Below are 16,963 nucleotides of genomic sequence, written 5' to 3'. Positions count from 1 at the left end.
TCGGAAATAAGCCTTTTTTTCGAAGGAATGTGGGAGAAATGTCGAACTTGTGTCGAACTTAATACCTATAACACATAAAGCAATATCAACCATATGTAGCTTTTTATTTAATACATATATCACAAAAAAAGCTCCTCTTAATTAAAAGAGGAGCTTTTGTATTTTATAACTGTAAGGATTAAGAGAAAATCTTGTTTACAGCATTAATTGTATAATCTAAATCTTCATACGTTAATGCATCAGTGATAAACCACGTTTCGTATGATGATGGAGCAATATAAACCCCTTCTGCTAATAAGCCATGGAAGAACTTTTTAAATGTATCATTATTTCCAAAACCAGCTGTTTCGAAATCCACAACTTCTCTTTCATCAAAGAATACAGAAATCATTGATCCTACTCTGTTAATTGTAAATGGTACATTATTATCAGTAAGTACTTTACGCATTCCCTTTTCAAGGTAAGCTGTCTTTTCTTCCAAACGATTAAACAACTCCGCATCTTTATTTATCTCTTGTAACATTGTTAATCCTGCAGCCATAGCTAATGGATTTCCTGACAATGTTCCTGCTTGATAAACTGGTCCTACTGGCGCTAAGTAATCCATAATTTCTTTTCTTGCTGCAAAAGCACCTACTGGAAGTCCCCCTCCAATAACTTTTCCGAAAGTAACTATATCTGCATTTACACCAAATAACTCTTGAGCTCCTCCTTTAGATAAACGGAATCCTGTCATTACCTCATCAAAAATTAAAAGAGCGCCATATGTATTACATAATGCTCTTAGTCCTTCTAAAAATCCTTTTTGAGGAGGCACACATCCCATATTACCAGCAACTGGTTCTACTATGATTGCAGCTACTTCTCCTTCATTAGCTTTTAAGATTGACTCTACATTTGCTAAATCGTTATAATTAGCTAATAATGTATCTTTAGCCGTTCCAGCTGTTACACCAGGACTATTAGGAGAGCCAAAAGTAACCGCACCACTACCTGCTGAAATCAAAAAAGAATCAGAGTGTCCGTGATAGCATCCTTTAAACTTAATAATCTTCTCGCGATCTGTGTATCCTCTTGCTAAACGAATAGCACTCATACAAGCCTCTGTACCAGAGTTTACAAATCTAATTTTATCTATATTAGGAACCATAGAAACAGCTAACTCAGCAATCTTTGTTTCGATTTCTGTTGGCATTCCAAATGAAGTACCCAATTTAGCTTTTTCTATTACTGCCTCTACTACAGGAGCATAAGCATGACCTAAAATCATAGGTCCCCAAGAATTTATATAATCAATTAACCTGTTACCATCTTCATCGTATAAATAAGCACCTTTAGCTTCTTTTACAAAAATTGGAGTTCCTCCTACAGATTTAAAAGCTCTTACAGGTGAATTCACCCCTCCTGGAATTACTTTTTCAGCCTCTGCAAAAAGCTTACTACTTCTTTGGTATAACATATTATTTTAATTTTAAAATTTGTCCGATTGAAAGTGATGTACTTGATAGCTTATTTATCTTTTGTACTTGAGCTACTGTCATATTATATTTTTTAGAAATAGAATATAACGTCTCTCCTTTTTGTACTACGTGTTGATTTTTCTTAGACGCAACCGTAGGTTTATTTGTTTCTTTTACTGGAGTAGTTGGTTCTGAAACTACAACAGCGGCTGTTGATCTTTTACCAACTACCTCAATATCATAATCATATAAAGAATAACGTTCTATTATACTAATTAACTTATCTGCATAGCGTGGATCTGTAGCATAGCCTGCCTTTTTAAGCCCATGTGCCCAACCTTTATAATCATCCTTCTCTAATCTGAATAAATCGTTATAACGTGAACGACCAACTAAGAAAAGTGAATGATCGCGATATGACTCTTCTGGATTAGCATATTTTCTAAAACATTCGTCAGGAGCATCATCTGTATGACGTACTGACTCCCCTTCCCAACCTTGATGGCATTTAATTCCAAAGTGGTTATTTGCATTTCTACTTAATGTTCCTTGTCCTGATCCTGATTCTAACACCCCTTGAGCTAAAGTAATACTCGCAGGTATTCCATGTTCAGTCATATTTGATTTTGCTACATCTTTATATTTAATGATATAATCTCTAATCATGTCAGTTGTTACACTTAATCTCGAAGTAGCTTCTAAAATCTCTCGTTCCTCTTTTTTTCGCTCTACCTCAACTTTCTTCAGTTGTGTTCTATACTGTGTCTTAGACACTAATTCCTTCTCTTTTATTTTTTTCCCTGTTAATGTGCTCTTTTTGCTTCCACAGTTAACAAATAAAACAATACAAAATAAAAAGCCGATTTTTCTTAACATAAATAAATGTTGCTAATTTTTAATTTTACTACTCCACCCTTGTAATCCACCTGTGTGAATTGCAAGTATTTTACTTCCTTCTTTAAAGTAACCTTCTTTAATTTTCTGAATTACTCCAAACATCATTTTCCCTGTATAAATAGGATCTAAAAGCACTCCAGTTTCTTCTTGAAAACCCTTTATAAAAGTGATTAACTCATCTGTATATTTAGCATAGCCTCCAAAGTGATAGTCTATTATTAAGTCCCAATTTGTTCTATCAGTATACAGTTTTATATCGTTATATAAGAATTCTCCTTTCAAAGCAGGAAACCCTAATACAGTTTGATGTGCTTGTGAACTATTAATAATTCCTGCAATAGTACCCCCTGTTCCTACGGCAGTACAAACATAATCAAAATCACAATCTGTTGGTTTTAAAATTTCTTCGGTACCTCTTATAGCCTCCATATTTGTACCTCCTTCAGGCACTAAATAAAAGTCTCCATATTGAGTATGCAAACGATTAATTACTTCTTCTTCGTTCTTTAATCGGTAATCTGAACGCGATAAAAAGCCAAGCTCCATTCCATCATTTACTGCTTTACTTAAAGTATGGTTATCCTTGTACTTCGTTGCCAGCTCTTCTCCTCTAATAATTCCTATTGTATCAATGCCACAAATTCTACCTGCTGCTGCTGTCGCGGCAATATGATTTGAGTAAGCACCTCCAAATGTCAATAGTTTATTATATCCTAACTCTTTCGCTTTAGCAATATTGTATTTTAACTTTCTAAATTTATTTCCAGAAACCTCTTCATGCAATAAGTCTTCTCTCTTAATGTATAACTCTATATTATATGGCAATTCTATTGCGATATGTTGGTTATACACATTTTCATTTTCAAACATTGTTTCTATTTTTATTTAAAAAAGCAAATGATTTTCTGCTTTGTAGATATGTAAAATCACTTTCAAAACTATAAGCCTCTTTTTCAAAACAAATAGATTTATAAGCTTCTATGACATCTTTTTTATTAATTAAATTCCAAAAAAAAGATAAGATATACCAAATGTAAAAAAACACAACTAAAAGCTCCATTTGTTGTTTTAAATGAATTCTCTCGTGATTTAACAACACCGCATCTTGCTTCATCTCTTGAGAACGCAAAAATATAAATGGAAAAAGCGTTATTCCATCATAATTCTTAGGCACCATAAATCGACATACAACAACCATCCTCTTTAATTTAGATTTAAGAATTCTCCTTGCTTTTTTTTCTAACTTTATTACTATATTACCATCACAAAATATGAAGTAAATCACATCAGTAAATTTGTACACAAAAATACTTAATGATTTGCTGTAATAGGTGTACTTACCAAATAAAATACATAAACGAACAAAAAACATATAATAATGACATTTAAAGAGCTTATTCAGCAGGGGATTCCAACGGTACTTCCTGCGAAGAAAGATTATGACACCACAATAAACCATGCTCCTAAACGCAAGGAAATTCTTTCTGATGAAGAGAAAAAATTAGCATTAAAAAATGCATTGCGTTATTTTGAACCTGAACATCACGCAACTTTATTGCCAGAGTTCAAAGAAGAATTAGAAAAGTATGGACGTATTTATATGTATAGATTTCGTCCTGACTATAAAATATATGCAAGACCTATTGATGAATATCCAGGAAAGTCATTGCAAGCAAAAGCTATTATGCTAATGATCCAAAATAATTTGGACTATGCTGTAGCACAACATCCACACGAATTAATCACTTATGGTGGTAATGGAGGTGTATTCTCAAACTGGGCTCAATATTTACTAACAATGAAATATTTATCTGAAATGACAGATGAACAAACATTAGTAATGTATTCTGGTCACCCAATGGGATTATTCCCTTCTCATAAAAATGCACCACGTGTTGTGGTTACAAATGGTATGATGATTCCTAATTATTCGAAACCAGATGACTGGGAAAAATTTAATGCATTAGGAGTTACACAATATGGACAAATGACTGCTGGTAGTTATATGTATATTGGACCTCAAGGTATCGTACACGGAACAACCATTACAGTGTTAAACGGAGGTAGAAAAATAGCGAAAAATGGCGAAAGCTTAGCTGGTAAATTATTTATTACTTCTGGTTTAGGAGGAATGAGTGGAGCTCAACCTAAAGCAGGAAATATTGCTGGCTGTATTACTGTTTGTGCTGAAGTAAATCCTAAAGCAGTTCATACAAGACATTCTCAAGGATGGGTTGATGAAGTGATTACAGATCTTGATGAATTAGTAATAAGAGTTAAGAAAGCACAAGATGCAAAAGAAATTGTTTCTATTGCTTACCAAGGAAATATTGTAGAAGTATGGGAGAAATTTGATGAAGTTGGTTTATATGTAGATTTAGGTTCTGATCAAACTTCTTTACACAACCCTTGGGCAGGTGGTTATTATCCTGTTGGATTATCATTTGAAGAAGCTAATGATATGATGGCTAACAATCCTGTTGAGTTTAAAGAACACGTACAAGAATCTCTTAGAAGACAAGCTACAGCAATTAATAAACATACAGCTAAAGGAACGTACTTCTTTGATTACGGAAATGCCTTTTTATTAGAAGCTTCAAGAGCTGGGGCAGATATAATGGCAGAAAATGGAATTGACTTTAAATATCCAAGTTATGTACAGGATATTATGGGACCAATGTGTTTTGATTATGGTTTTGGTCCTTTCCGTTGGGTATGTGCATCTGGAAATCCGGAAGATTTAGCTAAAACAGATGAAATTGCTTGTCAAGTTTTAGAAGAAATGATGGCTAACTCTCCTTTAGAGATTCAACAACAAATGGCAGACAATATTCGATGGATAAAAGGAGCTCAAGAGAATAAATTAGTTGTAGGTTCTCAAGCAAGAATATTATACGCCGATGCTGAAGGTAGAATTAAAATTGCAAAGGCTTTTAATGATGCTATTGAGGCAGGTAAAATCGGACCAGTTGTTTTAGGACGTGACCACCATGATGTATCAGGAACAGATTCTCCTTACAGAGAAACATCAAATATCTATGATGGTTCTAAATTTACTGCTGATATGGCAATCCATAATGTAATTGGAGATAGCTTTAGAGGTGCTACCTGGGTTTCTATCCACAATGGTGGTGGTGTAGGCTGGGGAGAAGTTATTAACGGAGGTTTTGGTATGGTACTTGACGGTACTAAAGATGCTGAGAACAGATTAAAATCAATGCTGTTTTGGGATGTTAATAATGGTATAGCACGTAGAAGTTGGGCACGAAATGACGAGGCTATATTTGCTATTAAAAGAGCAATGGAAGCTGAACCATTATTAAAAGTTACTTTACCAAATATAGTAGACGAAAAACTTTTATAATATCAAAAATTTAAATCTTATGAAAACATTGAAATTATTACCCGTTGCTTTCATAATCTTGTTTGTAACCGCTTGTAGTAGTATGCAAGTTACTTCTGATTATGACAAAGACGTAAACTTTAATAATTTGAAGACTTACGCTTTTTTTAAAGAAGGAATTGATCATGTTGAATTAAACGACATTGATAAGAAACGTATTCTAAATGCTATAGATCAAGCTTTAACTGAAAAAGGGTTACAAAAATCAGATTCAAATCCTGACTTCTTAATCAATATTTTCACTAAGGCTCAAAAACGAGTTGATATTACAAATAATAACAATTTTTATTCGCCATGGGGTTACTATGGATGGGGACCTTATTGGGGGCCTAACAATACAACAGTAAGTACATCAACGCAAGGAATACTTTATATCGATGTTTTAGATACAAAGAAAAAGTCCCTTGTGTGGCAAGGAATAGGTACTGGTGTATTAGGTAAAAATTATAATACTGAAAAAAAAGAGGCTAAGGTTAAAGAGTTTGCTCAAAAAATCTTAGAAAATTTCCCTCCAACTAAAGGGAAGTAATCTTTAAAATAAAAAAGGTCGGTGTAATAATTACACCGACCTTTTTGCTTTATAAGGTTAATTATATTTTAAAACAAACACAACTAATTATACAATAAAACAACTTAAAATTAAAGCGTTATTCTTTCTCAACAGCCAAAATATTTAATCTGTAAAAAAATTCATCTCATAAAAAACAAAAGTCACCAAATAAAACAACAAAAGAGGGCAATGTAAGCTTTTACATTGCCCTCTTTATATAATATACTCAATTACATCTATAAAAACATAATGAAATAAATCTTAAAAAACAGTAATGAACCATTAAAGCTCATTACTGTTTTTTTTGTTTATATAGTAAGCCTAAAAATTATTCTACTACAGTCAACTTAACAACTGCAGATTTCATAGATCTTAATGTATTTCCTTTAGAACTACCTTTATCCCAGTTAACTTCTTTAGCATCTCCGTTAAAAACTAAGCTAGTCGCCTTGCCTTTTGCAGTGATTGCAGAGCTATTTATAGCAACTTTTTTATATGCTTTAGATGTACCTGCACCTAACACTTTATAGCTTATTTTCAGCTGAGCACTGTCAACAACACCTTTCTCATCTCTCTCTAATTTATCAAATGCACCACCCGCACCTAAGAAATATCCTATTTCAAACTTGATAACTTCATCTTGTAATCCGTCATTTATGATATTTCCATTCGCGTCTAATGTTACCATAGATGCAAAACTTTGTTGAATAACATAAGTAGCAGTCTTAGTTTGAGAAATCCAAATTGCAAAATTTTGTCCATTTATATTTTTAATTTCATCTAATCCATACACCTCAGAAACAACAGATTCAGAAACATCTCCATACGTAAATTTACCACTACCTACAGGCTTACCTCCAGATTTAACAACAATAGTCTGTACATCAGATTTTAATTCCTCAAAAGTAGCATATACTTCATAAGATCCTGCTGGAGCTCCTGTAAGATTAAGTCTACCTGATTTCATAACGAACTCTTGTTTCAAGATATGGAATACCGAATTCTCTACTAAATTTCCATTTTGATCTTTCACCTCAACAGATATAGGAGTTCCTTCGTTCAAATCATTAAGATTTACAATTGTCAAAACTAATTTATTTGGCGCTTTATCCTCAGCAACTACAACACTAACTTCATTACTTTTACCATAACCTTCCTTCTCTGCAACGAATTTAGCTGTACCAACTTTGTCAGCTTTCCATACATCAGATGTTAATGCAGCACCACCTACTTGAGTAATTTTTACTCCAGAAACAGCAGCCTCACCATCAGTTACAGTAAATTTAACTTCCCCTCCAACAAAAACTTCTAATTTATCTGGTGTCAATACCAACGTTTTTTTATCTCCAGGAACTTCTTCTCCTTCTCCTTTAACAGTAATTTTTACAGCAGCACTGTCTTTAGCACCCTTTTTCTTAGCTACAACTTCAAATTCACCAGCTTTCTCAAATTTATGAGGTGTGTAAATTTGCTCATCTCCTATAAAAAGTTCTGATCCTTTTTCTTCCTTACCATCTAAAGTAACAGAGAACTTAACAGAATCTCCAGCGTTAATTTCAGTCTTATCAGCTTTAACAGCTAATTGACCTGCTTCTACTTTAACTGGTTCATCCGAGTTATCATCACTACTACAAGATGCTCCAAATGTAGCTAACCCAGCTACAGCTAAAAACATAAATAATTTCTTCATAAGTATTGGTTTATTAGTTAATTAATTCGATCACAAGATATAAATTATTTTTCTTTTACAAAATATTAAGTTAAAAATTATCTTAACAAAAGATCAATCAAAATATAAAAGAAACAGTATTACTGCATTAATACAAATTAAATTACAATATTGCAATTTAATTAACTTATTAAATACACAAAACACATTTTAAAAAACAGATTAAGATTTAATTGGAAAAAATATTAAATAATCTAATCACTTAATATTATAAATAAAAACATCTCGATTTTTCCTATTGCTCAAAAAAAATAACCAATAAAACTACTACCTATTGTTTTTTACTATATTTACAATGAATATTAACAAATATCACATATGAAATCACAAGAATATGAAAGCAATGAATTAATTGAAAGATTACCTAATCATTTAAAACAATTTATCAAACCACAGAATTATGAGGATTACAATCCAATTAATCAGGCTGTGTGGCGATATGTAATGCGTAAAAATGTTGATTATCTTTCTAAAGTTGCTCACGAATCATATCTTGAAGGTTTAGAAAAAACAGGTATTTCTGTTGAAAGTATTCCAAGTATGTATGGCATGAATCGTATCCTAAAAGAAATAGGATGGGCTGCTGTAGCGGTTGACGGTTTTATTCCACCCAATGCTTTTATGGAGTTTCAAGCATATAAAGTTCTTGTAATTGCATCAGACATTAGACAACTTGAAAATATAGAATATACTCCTGCTCCTGATATTATTCATGAAGGTGCTGGACACGCTCCTATTATTGCAAATCCAGAGTATGCTGAATATTTAAGACGTTTCGGAGAAATAGGCTGTAAAGCCATCTCTTCTGGTCGCGATTACGAAATCTACGAAGCAATACGTCTATTATCTATTTTAAAAGAAGCAGAAGGTGTTGATCAGAAAGAAATTGATGATGCAGAAGAAAGAGTTGAGTATTTACAAAATAATGCAGGAGAACCTTCAGAAATGTCTTTAGTGCGAAATCTTCATTGGTGGACTGTTGAATATGGCCTAATTGGTGAAGTAAACAACCCTAAAATATATGGTGCTGGATTACTTTCTTCTATTGGAGAGAGTGCTTGGTGTATGACAGATAATGTAAAAAAACTCCCTTATTCAATTGAAGCTGCTCAACAAGGGTTTGATATTACAAAACCTCAACCTCAATTATATGTTACACCTGATTTTGCTTATTTAAGTGAAGTTTTGGAAGAGTTTGCTAATAAAATGGCTTTGAGAAAAGGCGGTTTAATGGGAATTAAAAAGCTAATTGATTCTAAAGCTCTAGGGACAATCGAATTAAATACTGGTATCCAAATTTCTGGAGTTTTCACAAGAGTTATTGAGCATGAAGGAAAACCTGCATACGTACAAACAACAGGTAAAACGGCATTAGCATATAGAGAAAAAGAATTAGTGGGCCACGGTACAGAAACACATCCTCACGGCTTTGGAACGGCTTTAGGTAGACTAAAAGGAATCAACCTTGCTATTGAAGATATGAGTCCTCGTGACTTAAAAGCTTATAACCTATATGAAAACAAACCTGTAACCTTAGAATTTGAAGGAGGAATTACTGTTTCTGGAACAAATATTACAGGTATTAGAAATATTCATGGTAAAATCATCTTAATTAGTTTTAAAGACTGTACTGTTAAACATTATGATGAAGTATTATTCCAACCTGAATGGGGAACTTATGATATGGCAGTAGGGGCAGATATTATTTCAGCTTTTTCAGGTCCTGCTGACTATCACAGCTTTGATTTAATAAACCACGTACCATCATCTCATACTATTAAAGCTAAGCGAGGTGAACAAAGAATAAAATTAGAAAACCTATATTTCTCAATTAGAGAATATAGAGAAAAACAAATCTCTTGTGATTTAAACAATGTTTTAGACACAGTTATCAACGAATATGCTAATGATTGGTTATTGTCAATAGAGATATTAGAGCTTGCTTATGCTAACAACAATAAAGAATTAACGGAAAAAACAATGAGCCACCTGAAGTCTTTACAGTTAAAAAGACCTGAGGTAGCTCACTTAATAAAAGATGGTATGGATATTATTTTAAATAATTTATAAAGCTAAATCCATCATTAAATCATTATCTGTACTTATTACATTACCTTGATACTCTAAAGTCCAACCTAATGTATTAGTCAAAATTAATATCTTGGAAAGTTCACTTATTAAACGATTTTCTGCATTCGTTTTTAAAGTGGACTTTTCTATTTTAGTAGCAATATCCTTTTTTATCTTTTGGTTTATTTTGTTATAATCATCTCCTATAAAAGGATTGAATGTACTTTGTTCTACATCATAAATCTTATAATCCGGATAAATCTGGACTTCTGCTTCTGGAATATATAGCAATTGAACTACTTTTCTTTTCTCGTCTATTTGATATTTCAATTGACTTAAATCGTATGCTACAGTTGCTTTTGCATTCACAATGACTACAGCTTTCTTATCAAAAGAGATTAAGTTTAAAAAATATTTCTGCTGATCTTTGTACGTCATTACTTGAGAGTAATGGGCTTCTGTAACAACTAATTTACTTACGTTCTTCAATTGTTCTTGAATCAACATAGAATTATACTGCATATTATCACTGTCCTTTTTAAAAAAAGAATTGTATAATATTGCACCAGAAAACATAAAAAATAATACTATAAATAGTGCATAAATAACTCTTAATAATTTTCTCATAACTATCTAAAACTCATAAAAGGATACTTTTCTAACAAATAATCAATCTTAGCAATCAACGTGTCTAAAAAAACTAAATGTTGTTCAGCAGTAGGGTTAAAAGGTCTATGATTAAGTCCTTTTTGAACCTCTTGAACCTTTTGCATAACAGCAACCATATCAGGATGTATATATGCACTAACAAAGCGCTCCCAAATGTAATCAACAGCTTGCTCATTTGGATGCAACATATCAGCTTTATAAAAACGATAATCTCTCAACTCATCCATCATAATTTCATAAGATGGAAAATAGTTAATACTACTAACTCCTACTTGTTCTATAGCATCGTGCAATGCTGTAAACAATAAAGATTTACTTCTTTGATTTTCAACAATACCATCTTTAAAATGACGTACTGGAGAAATAGTAAAGATTATTTCTATCCCTGGATTAATTTCTTTTACTAATTTAATGATTTTTAAGTAACTATTTAATAACTCTTGGTAAGTCAACAGCCTTTTAGTAAAATTAGATTGTGGTACTTTATGACAATTAGCAACTACAACACCTGTTTCGTTATGTTCATAAACCCAAGCGGTTCCAAACGTAATTGCTATAACAGACGATTCTTTTAAGGCTACTTGTAAATCAAATAATTTGACATTTAACTTAGTAACAATATCTTCTTGTTCTAATTCATTCATATCTGAATGAGCAATAAAAGAACTCCAAACTTCATTATAACAAAACACATCATTTTCAGTAAACTCGTATCCATTGCTTGCATATTCTAAAATACGCTCAATGGCAATAGGATGGAATAAGATTCCAAAAGGATTTACTATACTTTGAAATTGAAATGATTTAAACTTCTCGCTCATATTCACAGCAAAACAAGAACCTAATGACACAATTTTATCATCATATGTTATTTGCTTATTAATCGCTTTTACAGGGACTACAGTACTAAACTTCATAAATCGAAATAATTAAGTATAAAAAAAGATTCTCAGTGAGAATCTTTTTTTTTAGTTTTTATTTTAAATAATCTTTAGCATGTAAAACAGCTTCAGCTATTCCTGCTGGATTCTTACCACCCGCAGTAGCAAAGAAGGCTTGACCACCACCACCACCTTGGATATACTTACCAAGTTCGCGTACTATTTGACCAGCATTTAATCCTTTTGTTTCTACAATCTCTTTTGAAACGTAGCAAGTCAACATTGGTTTATCATTGCTAACACTTCCAAATAACACAAACAGATTAGTGAATTCATTACCTAGCTCATAAGCTAAATCTTTTGCTCCAGATGCATCTAAATCTACCTCAACAGCTAAGAAAGAAACTCCATCTACTTCTTCAATTTGCCCTTTCAATTCTCCTTTAAGGTTTTTAGCTTTCTCTCTCAGCAATTGCTCTACTTGCTTTTTCAACTTAGCATTTTCATCTTGCAAAGAAACTACTGCTTTCAAAGTATCTTGTGGATTCTTTAAAACTATTTTAAGCTCTTTTAACGTATCTTCTTGTTCTGTATAGAAATTACGTGCTGCCTTATTAGTTATAGCTTCAATACGACGAATACCCGCTGCAACAGCTCCTTCACTAACAATTTTAAACTGCCAAATATCTGCTGTATTATTTACGTGTGTTCCTCCACATAATTCCATACTATCTCCAAAACGAATGGCACGAACCTCATCTCCATATTTCTCTCCAAATAATGCCATAGCTCCTTCTGCAATAGCTTGAGCCATAGGAATACTTCTACGTTCAACTAAAGGCAACTGCTCATGAATGCGATCATTTACAAAATCTTCAATTTGTTGTAACTCTTCATCTGTAACTTTAGCGAAGTGTGAAAAGTCAAAACGCAAATGAGAAGGAGATACTAACGAACCTTTTTGCTCAACGTGAGTACCTAATATTGTACGCAATGCCTGGTGTAACAAGTGCGTTGCAGAGTGATTTGCCATTGAAAGCTTTCTTGCCTCTACATCAACTTTTGCTACTAAACTTGCATTTACATTACTTGGTAATTCTTTTACTATATGTAGAATTAAGTTATTCTCTTTTTTCGTGTCAATCACTTTAATAGTTTCATTAGCTGAAACTAAAACTCCACAGTCACCTACCTGTCCTCCTCCTTCTGGATAGAATGGAGTAGCATCTAATATGATTTGGAATAACTTACCATCTTTTTTACTATCAATTTTTCTATAACGAGTAATCTTAACATCATTCTCTAATTGATCATATCCAACGAATTGCTCAACATTTCCAGACACTAACATTGTCCAGTCATCTGTAGATACTTCTGAAGCAGCACGAGAACGATTCTTTTGTTCTGCCATTGCAGCATCAAAACCAGCTTCATCTAGTTCTAAACCTTTTTCACGTAAAATTAACGCTGTTAAGTCAATTGGAAAACCAAAAGTATCATATAACTCAAAAGCTTTAGCTCCAGAAACAACTTTACCCTCAGTTTGTGCAATTACATTATCTAATAAATGTAATCCTTGTTCTAATGTTCTTAAGAAAGAAGCTTCTTCTTCTTTAATCACATTCTTAACTAAGTCTCTTTGGCTTGTAATCTCAGGGAAGAAATCTCCCATTTGAGTACTCAACACATCAACTAATTGGTAAATAAATGGTTCTTTCTTATTTAAGAAAGTAAATGCATAACGAATAGCACGACGTAAAATACGACGAATTACATATCCTGCACCATTGTTTGACGGCAACTGCCCATCTGCAATAGCAAAAGCAACTGCTCTTACGTGGTCAACAATAACACGAATCGCAATATTTACCTTATCTTCTTCCTCATTAGCAGCCTTTATAGTGTATTTAGCTCCAGTTAATTCAGAAACCTTAGCAATTAGTGGCGTAAACACATCTGTGTCATAATTTGATTGAACTCCTTGTAAAACCATACAAAGACGTTCAAACCCCATACCTGTATCCACATGTTGTGCTGGTAATTTCTCTAAAGAACCATCTGCTTTACGATTAAACTCCATAAATACATTATTCCAAATCTCAACTACTTGAGGATGGTCTGCATTTACTAAATCTTTACCTGCTATTTTTGCTTTCTCTTCAGCTGAACGAATATCTACATGAATTTCAGAACATGGTCCACATGGCCCTTGATCTCCCATTTCCCAGAAATTATCTTTCTTGTTACCCAAAAGAATTCTATCTTCAGAAATTAATCCTTTCCAAATATCATAAGCTTCTTGATCAAATGGAACATTCTCTTCTTTGCTACCTTCAAACACCGTAACATAAAGAATATCTTTGGGTATCTTATAAACCTCTGTCAGCAATTCCCAAGCCCAATTAATAGCTTCTTTCTTGAAATAATCACCAAAACTCCAATTCCCTAACATCTCAAACATTGTATGGTGATAAGTATCAATACCTACCTCTTCTAAGTCATTGTGTTTTCCTGATACACGTAAACACTTTTGAGTATCAGCAATACGATTACTTTTTGGCTTGGCGTTCCCTAAGAAATATTCTTTAAACTGGGCCATCCCAGAGTTATTAAACATTAAAGTTGGATCGTCTTTCAAAACGATCGGAGCAGAAGGAACAATTAAATGTTCTCTTTCTTCAAAAAAGCTTAAAAACTTCTGACGAATTTCTTGTGATTTCATATCCTATGGAAACTAAATTTATCTATTCTATTGTTAATATAAAGCTATTCTTATACTTGTTAAACATTTTGTAAATTAGTGAATAACCTTTTTCTTTTATCTATCCTTGTTGCCTTAAAACATCAATAAACCAAAAACATTTTTTAAATTTGTTAGCTAACGACTTTTAAAAACTAAAGGATTAAAAAATTTTAGTGCAAAAATAGTGTTTTTTTAAAATATGGCTAAGGTAAAATATTATTACGACCCCGAAAAATTAGCGTTCCTAAAAATACGCCCAAAAAAGTTTAAACAAATAAGTAATATTTTCTTATTTATCTTGTCTGCAGCTATTTTTGGTGTTTTAGGCCTTTTTGTCATGATCAACACAAACATATTACAAACGCCTAAAGAAAAAAAACAAGAAAGAGAACTTGCTGAGTTTAAAACAAATTATGTTTTACTAAATAAAAAATTAGACCTTGTAGCTGAAGTTCTTGATGAATTAGAAGTTAGAGACAACGATATTTATCGGGCTTATTTTAATACTTCACCAATTCCTGAAGAACAACGAAAATCGGGCTTAGGAGGAATAAACAGATATCGTTCTTTTGTTGGCTTAAATAATGAAAAACTCTTAACAGAAACAAATATGAAGATTGATCAACTAACAAAACAAGTTGCAATTCAATCTGAATCGTTAGATGACATCATTGAGTTAGCTAAAAAGAAAGAAGAATTTCTCGCTTCAATTCCTGCAATTCAACCTGTAAAAAATGAAGATTTGAAAAGAATGGCTTCAGGTTATGGATACCGAAGTGACCCTTTTACAAAGATTAAAAAATTCCACGCTGGTATGGATTTTTCTGCAGAAATAGGCACTCCTATTTTCGCAACAGGAAATGGAAAAATAATTAGAGCAAATAATGAATTATCAGGATATGGTAATCTTATTGAAATAGACCACGGTTATGGATACTTGACAAGATATGCCCACTTAAGCAAATACAATGCAAGAGCAGGACAAACCGTGAAACGTGGAGACATAATCGGATATGTAGGTAGTAGTGGTCGTAGTTCAGGACCACACTTACACTATGAAGTACATTATTTAGGAAATGTAGTAAACCCTCTTAATTACTATTATGGCGAAATTTCGGCTAAAGAATTTGAGCTTATGGCACAAGAGGCTAACCAAGAAAATCAATCACTTGACTAATGGAATTAAATTTACCTGACAAACGTTATTACAGCATTGGAGAGCTTGCAAAAGCTTTTAATGTAAATGCTTCCTTATTGCGCTTTTGGGAAAAAGAATTTGATATAATCAAGCCAAAGAAAAATGCTAAGGGAAACCGTATGTTCACTCCTCAAGATGTTGAGAACTTACAATTAATCTATCACCTTGTGAAAGAAAGAGGATTTACTCTTGATGGTGCAAAAGATTACCTTAAAAGCAAACCAAAAGAAATTGCAGACAATTTCGAAATTATAAAAAAGCTAGAGGGAATTAAGAATGCCCTTATTAATATTAAAAATGAACTTTAAACAGTAAAAACAAATGAAAAAAGCTTTAGTACCTATCGTCGTATTAGTTGTAATCTTTATCGGTCTATTTAGTTATGGAGTTGGTATCAAAAACAACGCTTTAGAATTAACACAAACAGAACAAAAACAATGGGCTGATGTTCAAACAGCTTACCAAAGAAGAAACGACCTTATCGGGAACCTTGTAAAAACTGTACAAGGGGCAGCTAATTTTGAAAAAAGCACTTTAGAAAGCGTTATCAATGCTCGTGCAAATGCTACTAAAGTAACTATTGACCCAACAAATATGACTCCTGAAAACTTTGAGCAATTTAATAAAGCACAAAGTCAGTTATCTTCAAGTCTTTCAAAGTTATTAGTTGTTTCTGAAAACTATCCTGAATTAAAATCAAATACTAACTTTTTGAAATTACAAGATGAAATTGCAAGTACAGAAAACACTATTCAAACACAAAGAATACGTTTTAACGATGCAGTAATGAATTACAATAATTACGTATTAAGATTCCCTAATTCTGTTTTTGCAGGTATGTTTGGCTATAAAGAAAAATCTTTCTTTAATGCTGTTGAAGGTGCTGAAAAACCAGTAGAAGTTAACTTTGAATTTTAATTATGGCTACGATCTCTGATTTTTTATCTACTGATGATGAAAATGAAATCATAAAAGCTATCGAACAAGCAGAGAAAAATACTTCAGGCGAAATAAGAGTTCACATAGAAACTTCTACTACAAAAGAAGCTATGCAAAGAGCGCAGGAAGTATTTTTTGAATTAGACATGAATAAAACATCACAACAAAATGCTGTTTTGTTTTATATCTGTATCAACTCAAAAGCTTTCGTAATCTTAGGGGATAAAGCAATAGACGAGAAAGTCAAAAACGAAAACTTTTGGGAAGGAACTAAAGAACTTGTTATTAATCACTTTAAACAGGGATTGTATAAACAAGGACTTATATACGGCATCCTTAAAGCAGGTAGTAAATTAAAAGTGTATTTCCCTTCACAAGGAGATAACAAAAACGAATTACCAAACGAAATTTCAAAAGCATAGCA

At 32.5% G+C, this 16,963-nt stretch carries 15 protein-coding genes; 7 read left to right on the top strand and 8 right to left on the bottom strand.

Features of this window, described 5'->3' with window-relative positions:
• Nucleotides 1-178: 178 nt before the first annotated feature.
• Genes hemL through BLT46_RS01530 form a run of 4 tightly spaced genes read right to left on the bottom strand, consistent with a single transcriptional unit; the run spans nt 179 to nt 3,555 of the window.
• On the bottom strand, nt 179-1,459 hold the full coding sequence (hemL, locus tag BLT46_RS01545) for a glutamate-1-semialdehyde 2,1-aminomutase (protein ID WP_090405136.1): 1,281 nt from the start codon (nt 1,457-1,459) through the stop codon (nt 179-181).
• A gap of 1 nt (nt 1,460) precedes the next feature.
• A complete protein-coding gene (locus BLT46_RS01540) occupies nt 1,461-2,336 on the bottom strand; it encodes a glucosaminidase domain-containing protein (RefSeq protein ID WP_090405133.1) in 876 nt (291 codons plus the stop codon).
• Between the two features lie 12 nt (nt 2,337-2,348).
• The gene (locus BLT46_RS01535; RefSeq protein WP_090405130.1) at nt 2,349-3,227 is read right to left on the bottom strand and encodes a 1-aminocyclopropane-1-carboxylate deaminase/D-cysteine desulfhydrase; all 879 of its coding nucleotides are present in this window, start codon (nt 3,225-3,227) and stop codon (nt 2,349-2,351) included.
• Entirely contained in the window at nt 3,220-3,555 is a 336-nt protein-coding gene (locus tag BLT46_RS01530; protein ID WP_090405387.1) for a hypothetical protein, read from the bottom strand. The genes BLT46_RS01535 and BLT46_RS01530 overlap by 8 nt, the downstream gene beginning before the upstream one ends.
• A gap of 180 nt (nt 3,556-3,735) precedes the next feature.
• On the opposite strand from BLT46_RS01530, the gene BLT46_RS01525 reads away from it, so the two are divergent.
• Nucleotides 3,736-5,721 (top strand): urocanate hydratase, encoded by a 1,986-nt coding sequence (locus BLT46_RS01525; protein ID WP_090405128.1) that lies wholly within the window; start codon nt 3,736-3,738, stop codon nt 5,719-5,721.
• Between the two features lie 19 nt (nt 5,722-5,740).
• Nucleotides 5,741-6,289: a DUF4136 domain-containing protein gene (locus tag BLT46_RS01520; RefSeq protein WP_090405125.1), complete on the top strand. Its 549-nt coding sequence runs from the start codon at nt 5,741-5,743 to the stop codon at nt 6,287-6,289.
• A gap of 349 nt (nt 6,290-6,638) precedes the next feature.
• Here BLT46_RS01520 and BLT46_RS01515 read toward each other — a convergent pair whose 3' ends face one another.
• Entirely contained in the window at nt 6,639-8,000 is a 1,362-nt protein-coding gene (locus BLT46_RS01515; protein WP_090405122.1) for a hypothetical protein, read from the bottom strand.
• Nucleotides 8,001-8,357: 357 nt separating this feature from the next.
• Here BLT46_RS01515 and BLT46_RS01510 point away from each other — a divergent pair, with 357 nt between their 5' ends.
• Nucleotides 8,358-10,109, top strand: coding sequence for an aromatic amino acid hydroxylase (locus tag BLT46_RS01510; RefSeq protein WP_090405119.1), 1,752 nt, complete (start codon nt 8,358-8,360; stop codon nt 10,107-10,109).
• Here BLT46_RS01510 and BLT46_RS01505 read toward each other — a convergent pair.
• From BLT46_RS01505 to alaS, 3 genes are read right to left on the bottom strand one after another with little or no spacing between them, the layout of a single operon-like run.
• Nucleotides 10,104-10,736: a DUF4230 domain-containing protein gene (locus BLT46_RS01505; protein WP_090405116.1), complete on the bottom strand. Its 633-nt coding sequence runs from the start codon at nt 10,734-10,736 to the stop codon at nt 10,104-10,106. The genes BLT46_RS01510 and BLT46_RS01505 overlap by 6 nt on opposite strands.
• Nucleotides 10,737-10,738: 2 nt before the next feature.
• Nucleotides 10,739-11,695, bottom strand: a complete 957-nt coding sequence (locus tag BLT46_RS01500) for a GSCFA domain-containing protein (RefSeq protein ID WP_090405113.1) — start codon at nt 11,693-11,695, stop codon at nt 10,739-10,741.
• 58 nt (nt 11,696-11,753) lie between these two features.
• A complete protein-coding gene (gene alaS / locus BLT46_RS01495; RefSeq protein ID WP_090405110.1) occupies nt 11,754-14,381 on the bottom strand; it encodes an alanine--tRNA ligase in 2,628 nt (875 codons plus the stop codon).
• A gap of 220 nt (nt 14,382-14,601) precedes the next feature.
• On the opposite strand from alaS, the gene BLT46_RS01490 reads away from it, so the two are divergent.
• From BLT46_RS01490 to BLT46_RS01475, 4 genes are read left to right on the top strand one after another with little or no spacing between them, the layout of a single operon-like run.
• Entirely contained in the window at nt 14,602-15,579 is a 978-nt protein-coding gene (locus BLT46_RS01490; RefSeq protein WP_090405107.1) for a M23 family metallopeptidase, read from the top strand.
• Nucleotides 15,579-15,908 carry a MerR family transcriptional regulator gene (locus tag BLT46_RS01485; RefSeq protein ID WP_090405104.1) on the top strand — a complete coding sequence of 110 codons (330 nt, stop codon included), beginning with the start codon at nt 15,579-15,581 and terminating at the stop codon, nt 15,906-15,908. The genes BLT46_RS01490 and BLT46_RS01485 overlap by 1 nt, the downstream gene beginning before the upstream one ends.
• A gap of 13 nt (nt 15,909-15,921) precedes the next feature.
• Nucleotides 15,922-16,518 (top strand): LemA family protein, encoded by a 597-nt coding sequence (locus BLT46_RS01480; RefSeq protein ID WP_090405102.1) that lies wholly within the window; start codon nt 15,922-15,924, stop codon nt 16,516-16,518.
• A gap of 2 nt (nt 16,519-16,520) precedes the next feature.
• On the top strand, nt 16,521-16,961 hold the full coding sequence (locus BLT46_RS01475; protein ID WP_090405099.1) for a TPM domain-containing protein: 441 nt from the start codon (nt 16,521-16,523) through the stop codon (nt 16,959-16,961).
• Nucleotides 16,962-16,963: the final 2 nt, after the last annotated feature.

It is taken from the genome of Myroides phaeus (assembly GCF_900099675.1).
Lineage (GTDB): Bacteria > Bacteroidota > Bacteroidia > Flavobacteriales > Flavobacteriaceae > Flavobacterium > Flavobacterium phaeum.
This window is presented reverse-complemented; position numbering and strand designations above follow the sequence as displayed.

What these genes read in the sequence shown, in the direction of transcription:
- hemL (WP_090405136.1), bottom strand. Translation starts at nt 1,459, where the DNA reads ATGTTATACCAAAGAAGTAGTAAGCTTTTTGCAGAGGCTGAAAAAGTA.
- BLT46_RS01540 (WP_090405133.1), bottom strand. Translation starts at nt 2,336, where the DNA reads ATGTTAAGAAAAATCGGCTTTTTATTTTGTATTGTTTTATTTGTTAAC.
- BLT46_RS01535 (WP_090405130.1), bottom strand. Translation starts at nt 3,227, where the DNA reads ATGTTTGAAAATGAAAATGTGTATAACCAACATATCGCAATAGAATTG.
- BLT46_RS01530 (WP_090405387.1), bottom strand. Translation starts at nt 3,555, where the DNA reads ATGGTTGTTGTATGTCGATTTATGGTGCCTAAGAATTATGATGGAATA.
- BLT46_RS01525 (WP_090405128.1), top strand. Translation starts at nt 3,736, where the DNA reads ATGACATTTAAAGAGCTTATTCAGCAGGGGATTCCAACGGTACTTCCT.
- BLT46_RS01520 (WP_090405125.1), top strand. Translation starts at nt 5,741, where the DNA reads ATGAAAACATTGAAATTATTACCCGTTGCTTTCATAATCTTGTTTGTA.
- BLT46_RS01515 (WP_090405122.1), bottom strand. Translation starts at nt 8,000, where the DNA reads ATGAAGAAATTATTTATGTTTTTAGCTGTAGCTGGGTTAGCTACATTT.
- BLT46_RS01510 (WP_090405119.1), top strand. Translation starts at nt 8,358, where the DNA reads ATGAAATCACAAGAATATGAAAGCAATGAATTAATTGAAAGATTACCT.
- BLT46_RS01505 (WP_090405116.1), bottom strand. Translation starts at nt 10,736, where the DNA reads ATGAGAAAATTATTAAGAGTTATTTATGCACTATTTATAGTATTATTT.
- BLT46_RS01500 (WP_090405113.1), bottom strand. Translation starts at nt 11,695, where the DNA reads ATGAAGTTTAGTACTGTAGTCCCTGTAAAAGCGATTAATAAGCAAATA.
- alaS (WP_090405110.1), bottom strand. Translation starts at nt 14,381, where the DNA reads ATGAAATCACAAGAAATTCGTCAGAAGTTTTTAAGCTTTTTTGAAGAA.
- BLT46_RS01490 (WP_090405107.1), top strand. Translation starts at nt 14,602, where the DNA reads ATGGCTAAGGTAAAATATTATTACGACCCCGAAAAATTAGCGTTCCTA.
- BLT46_RS01485 (WP_090405104.1), top strand. Translation starts at nt 15,579, where the DNA reads ATGGAATTAAATTTACCTGACAAACGTTATTACAGCATTGGAGAGCTT.
- BLT46_RS01480 (WP_090405102.1), top strand. Translation starts at nt 15,922, where the DNA reads ATGAAAAAAGCTTTAGTACCTATCGTCGTATTAGTTGTAATCTTTATC.
- BLT46_RS01475 (WP_090405099.1), top strand. Translation starts at nt 16,521, where the DNA reads ATGGCTACGATCTCTGATTTTTTATCTACTGATGATGAAAATGAAATC.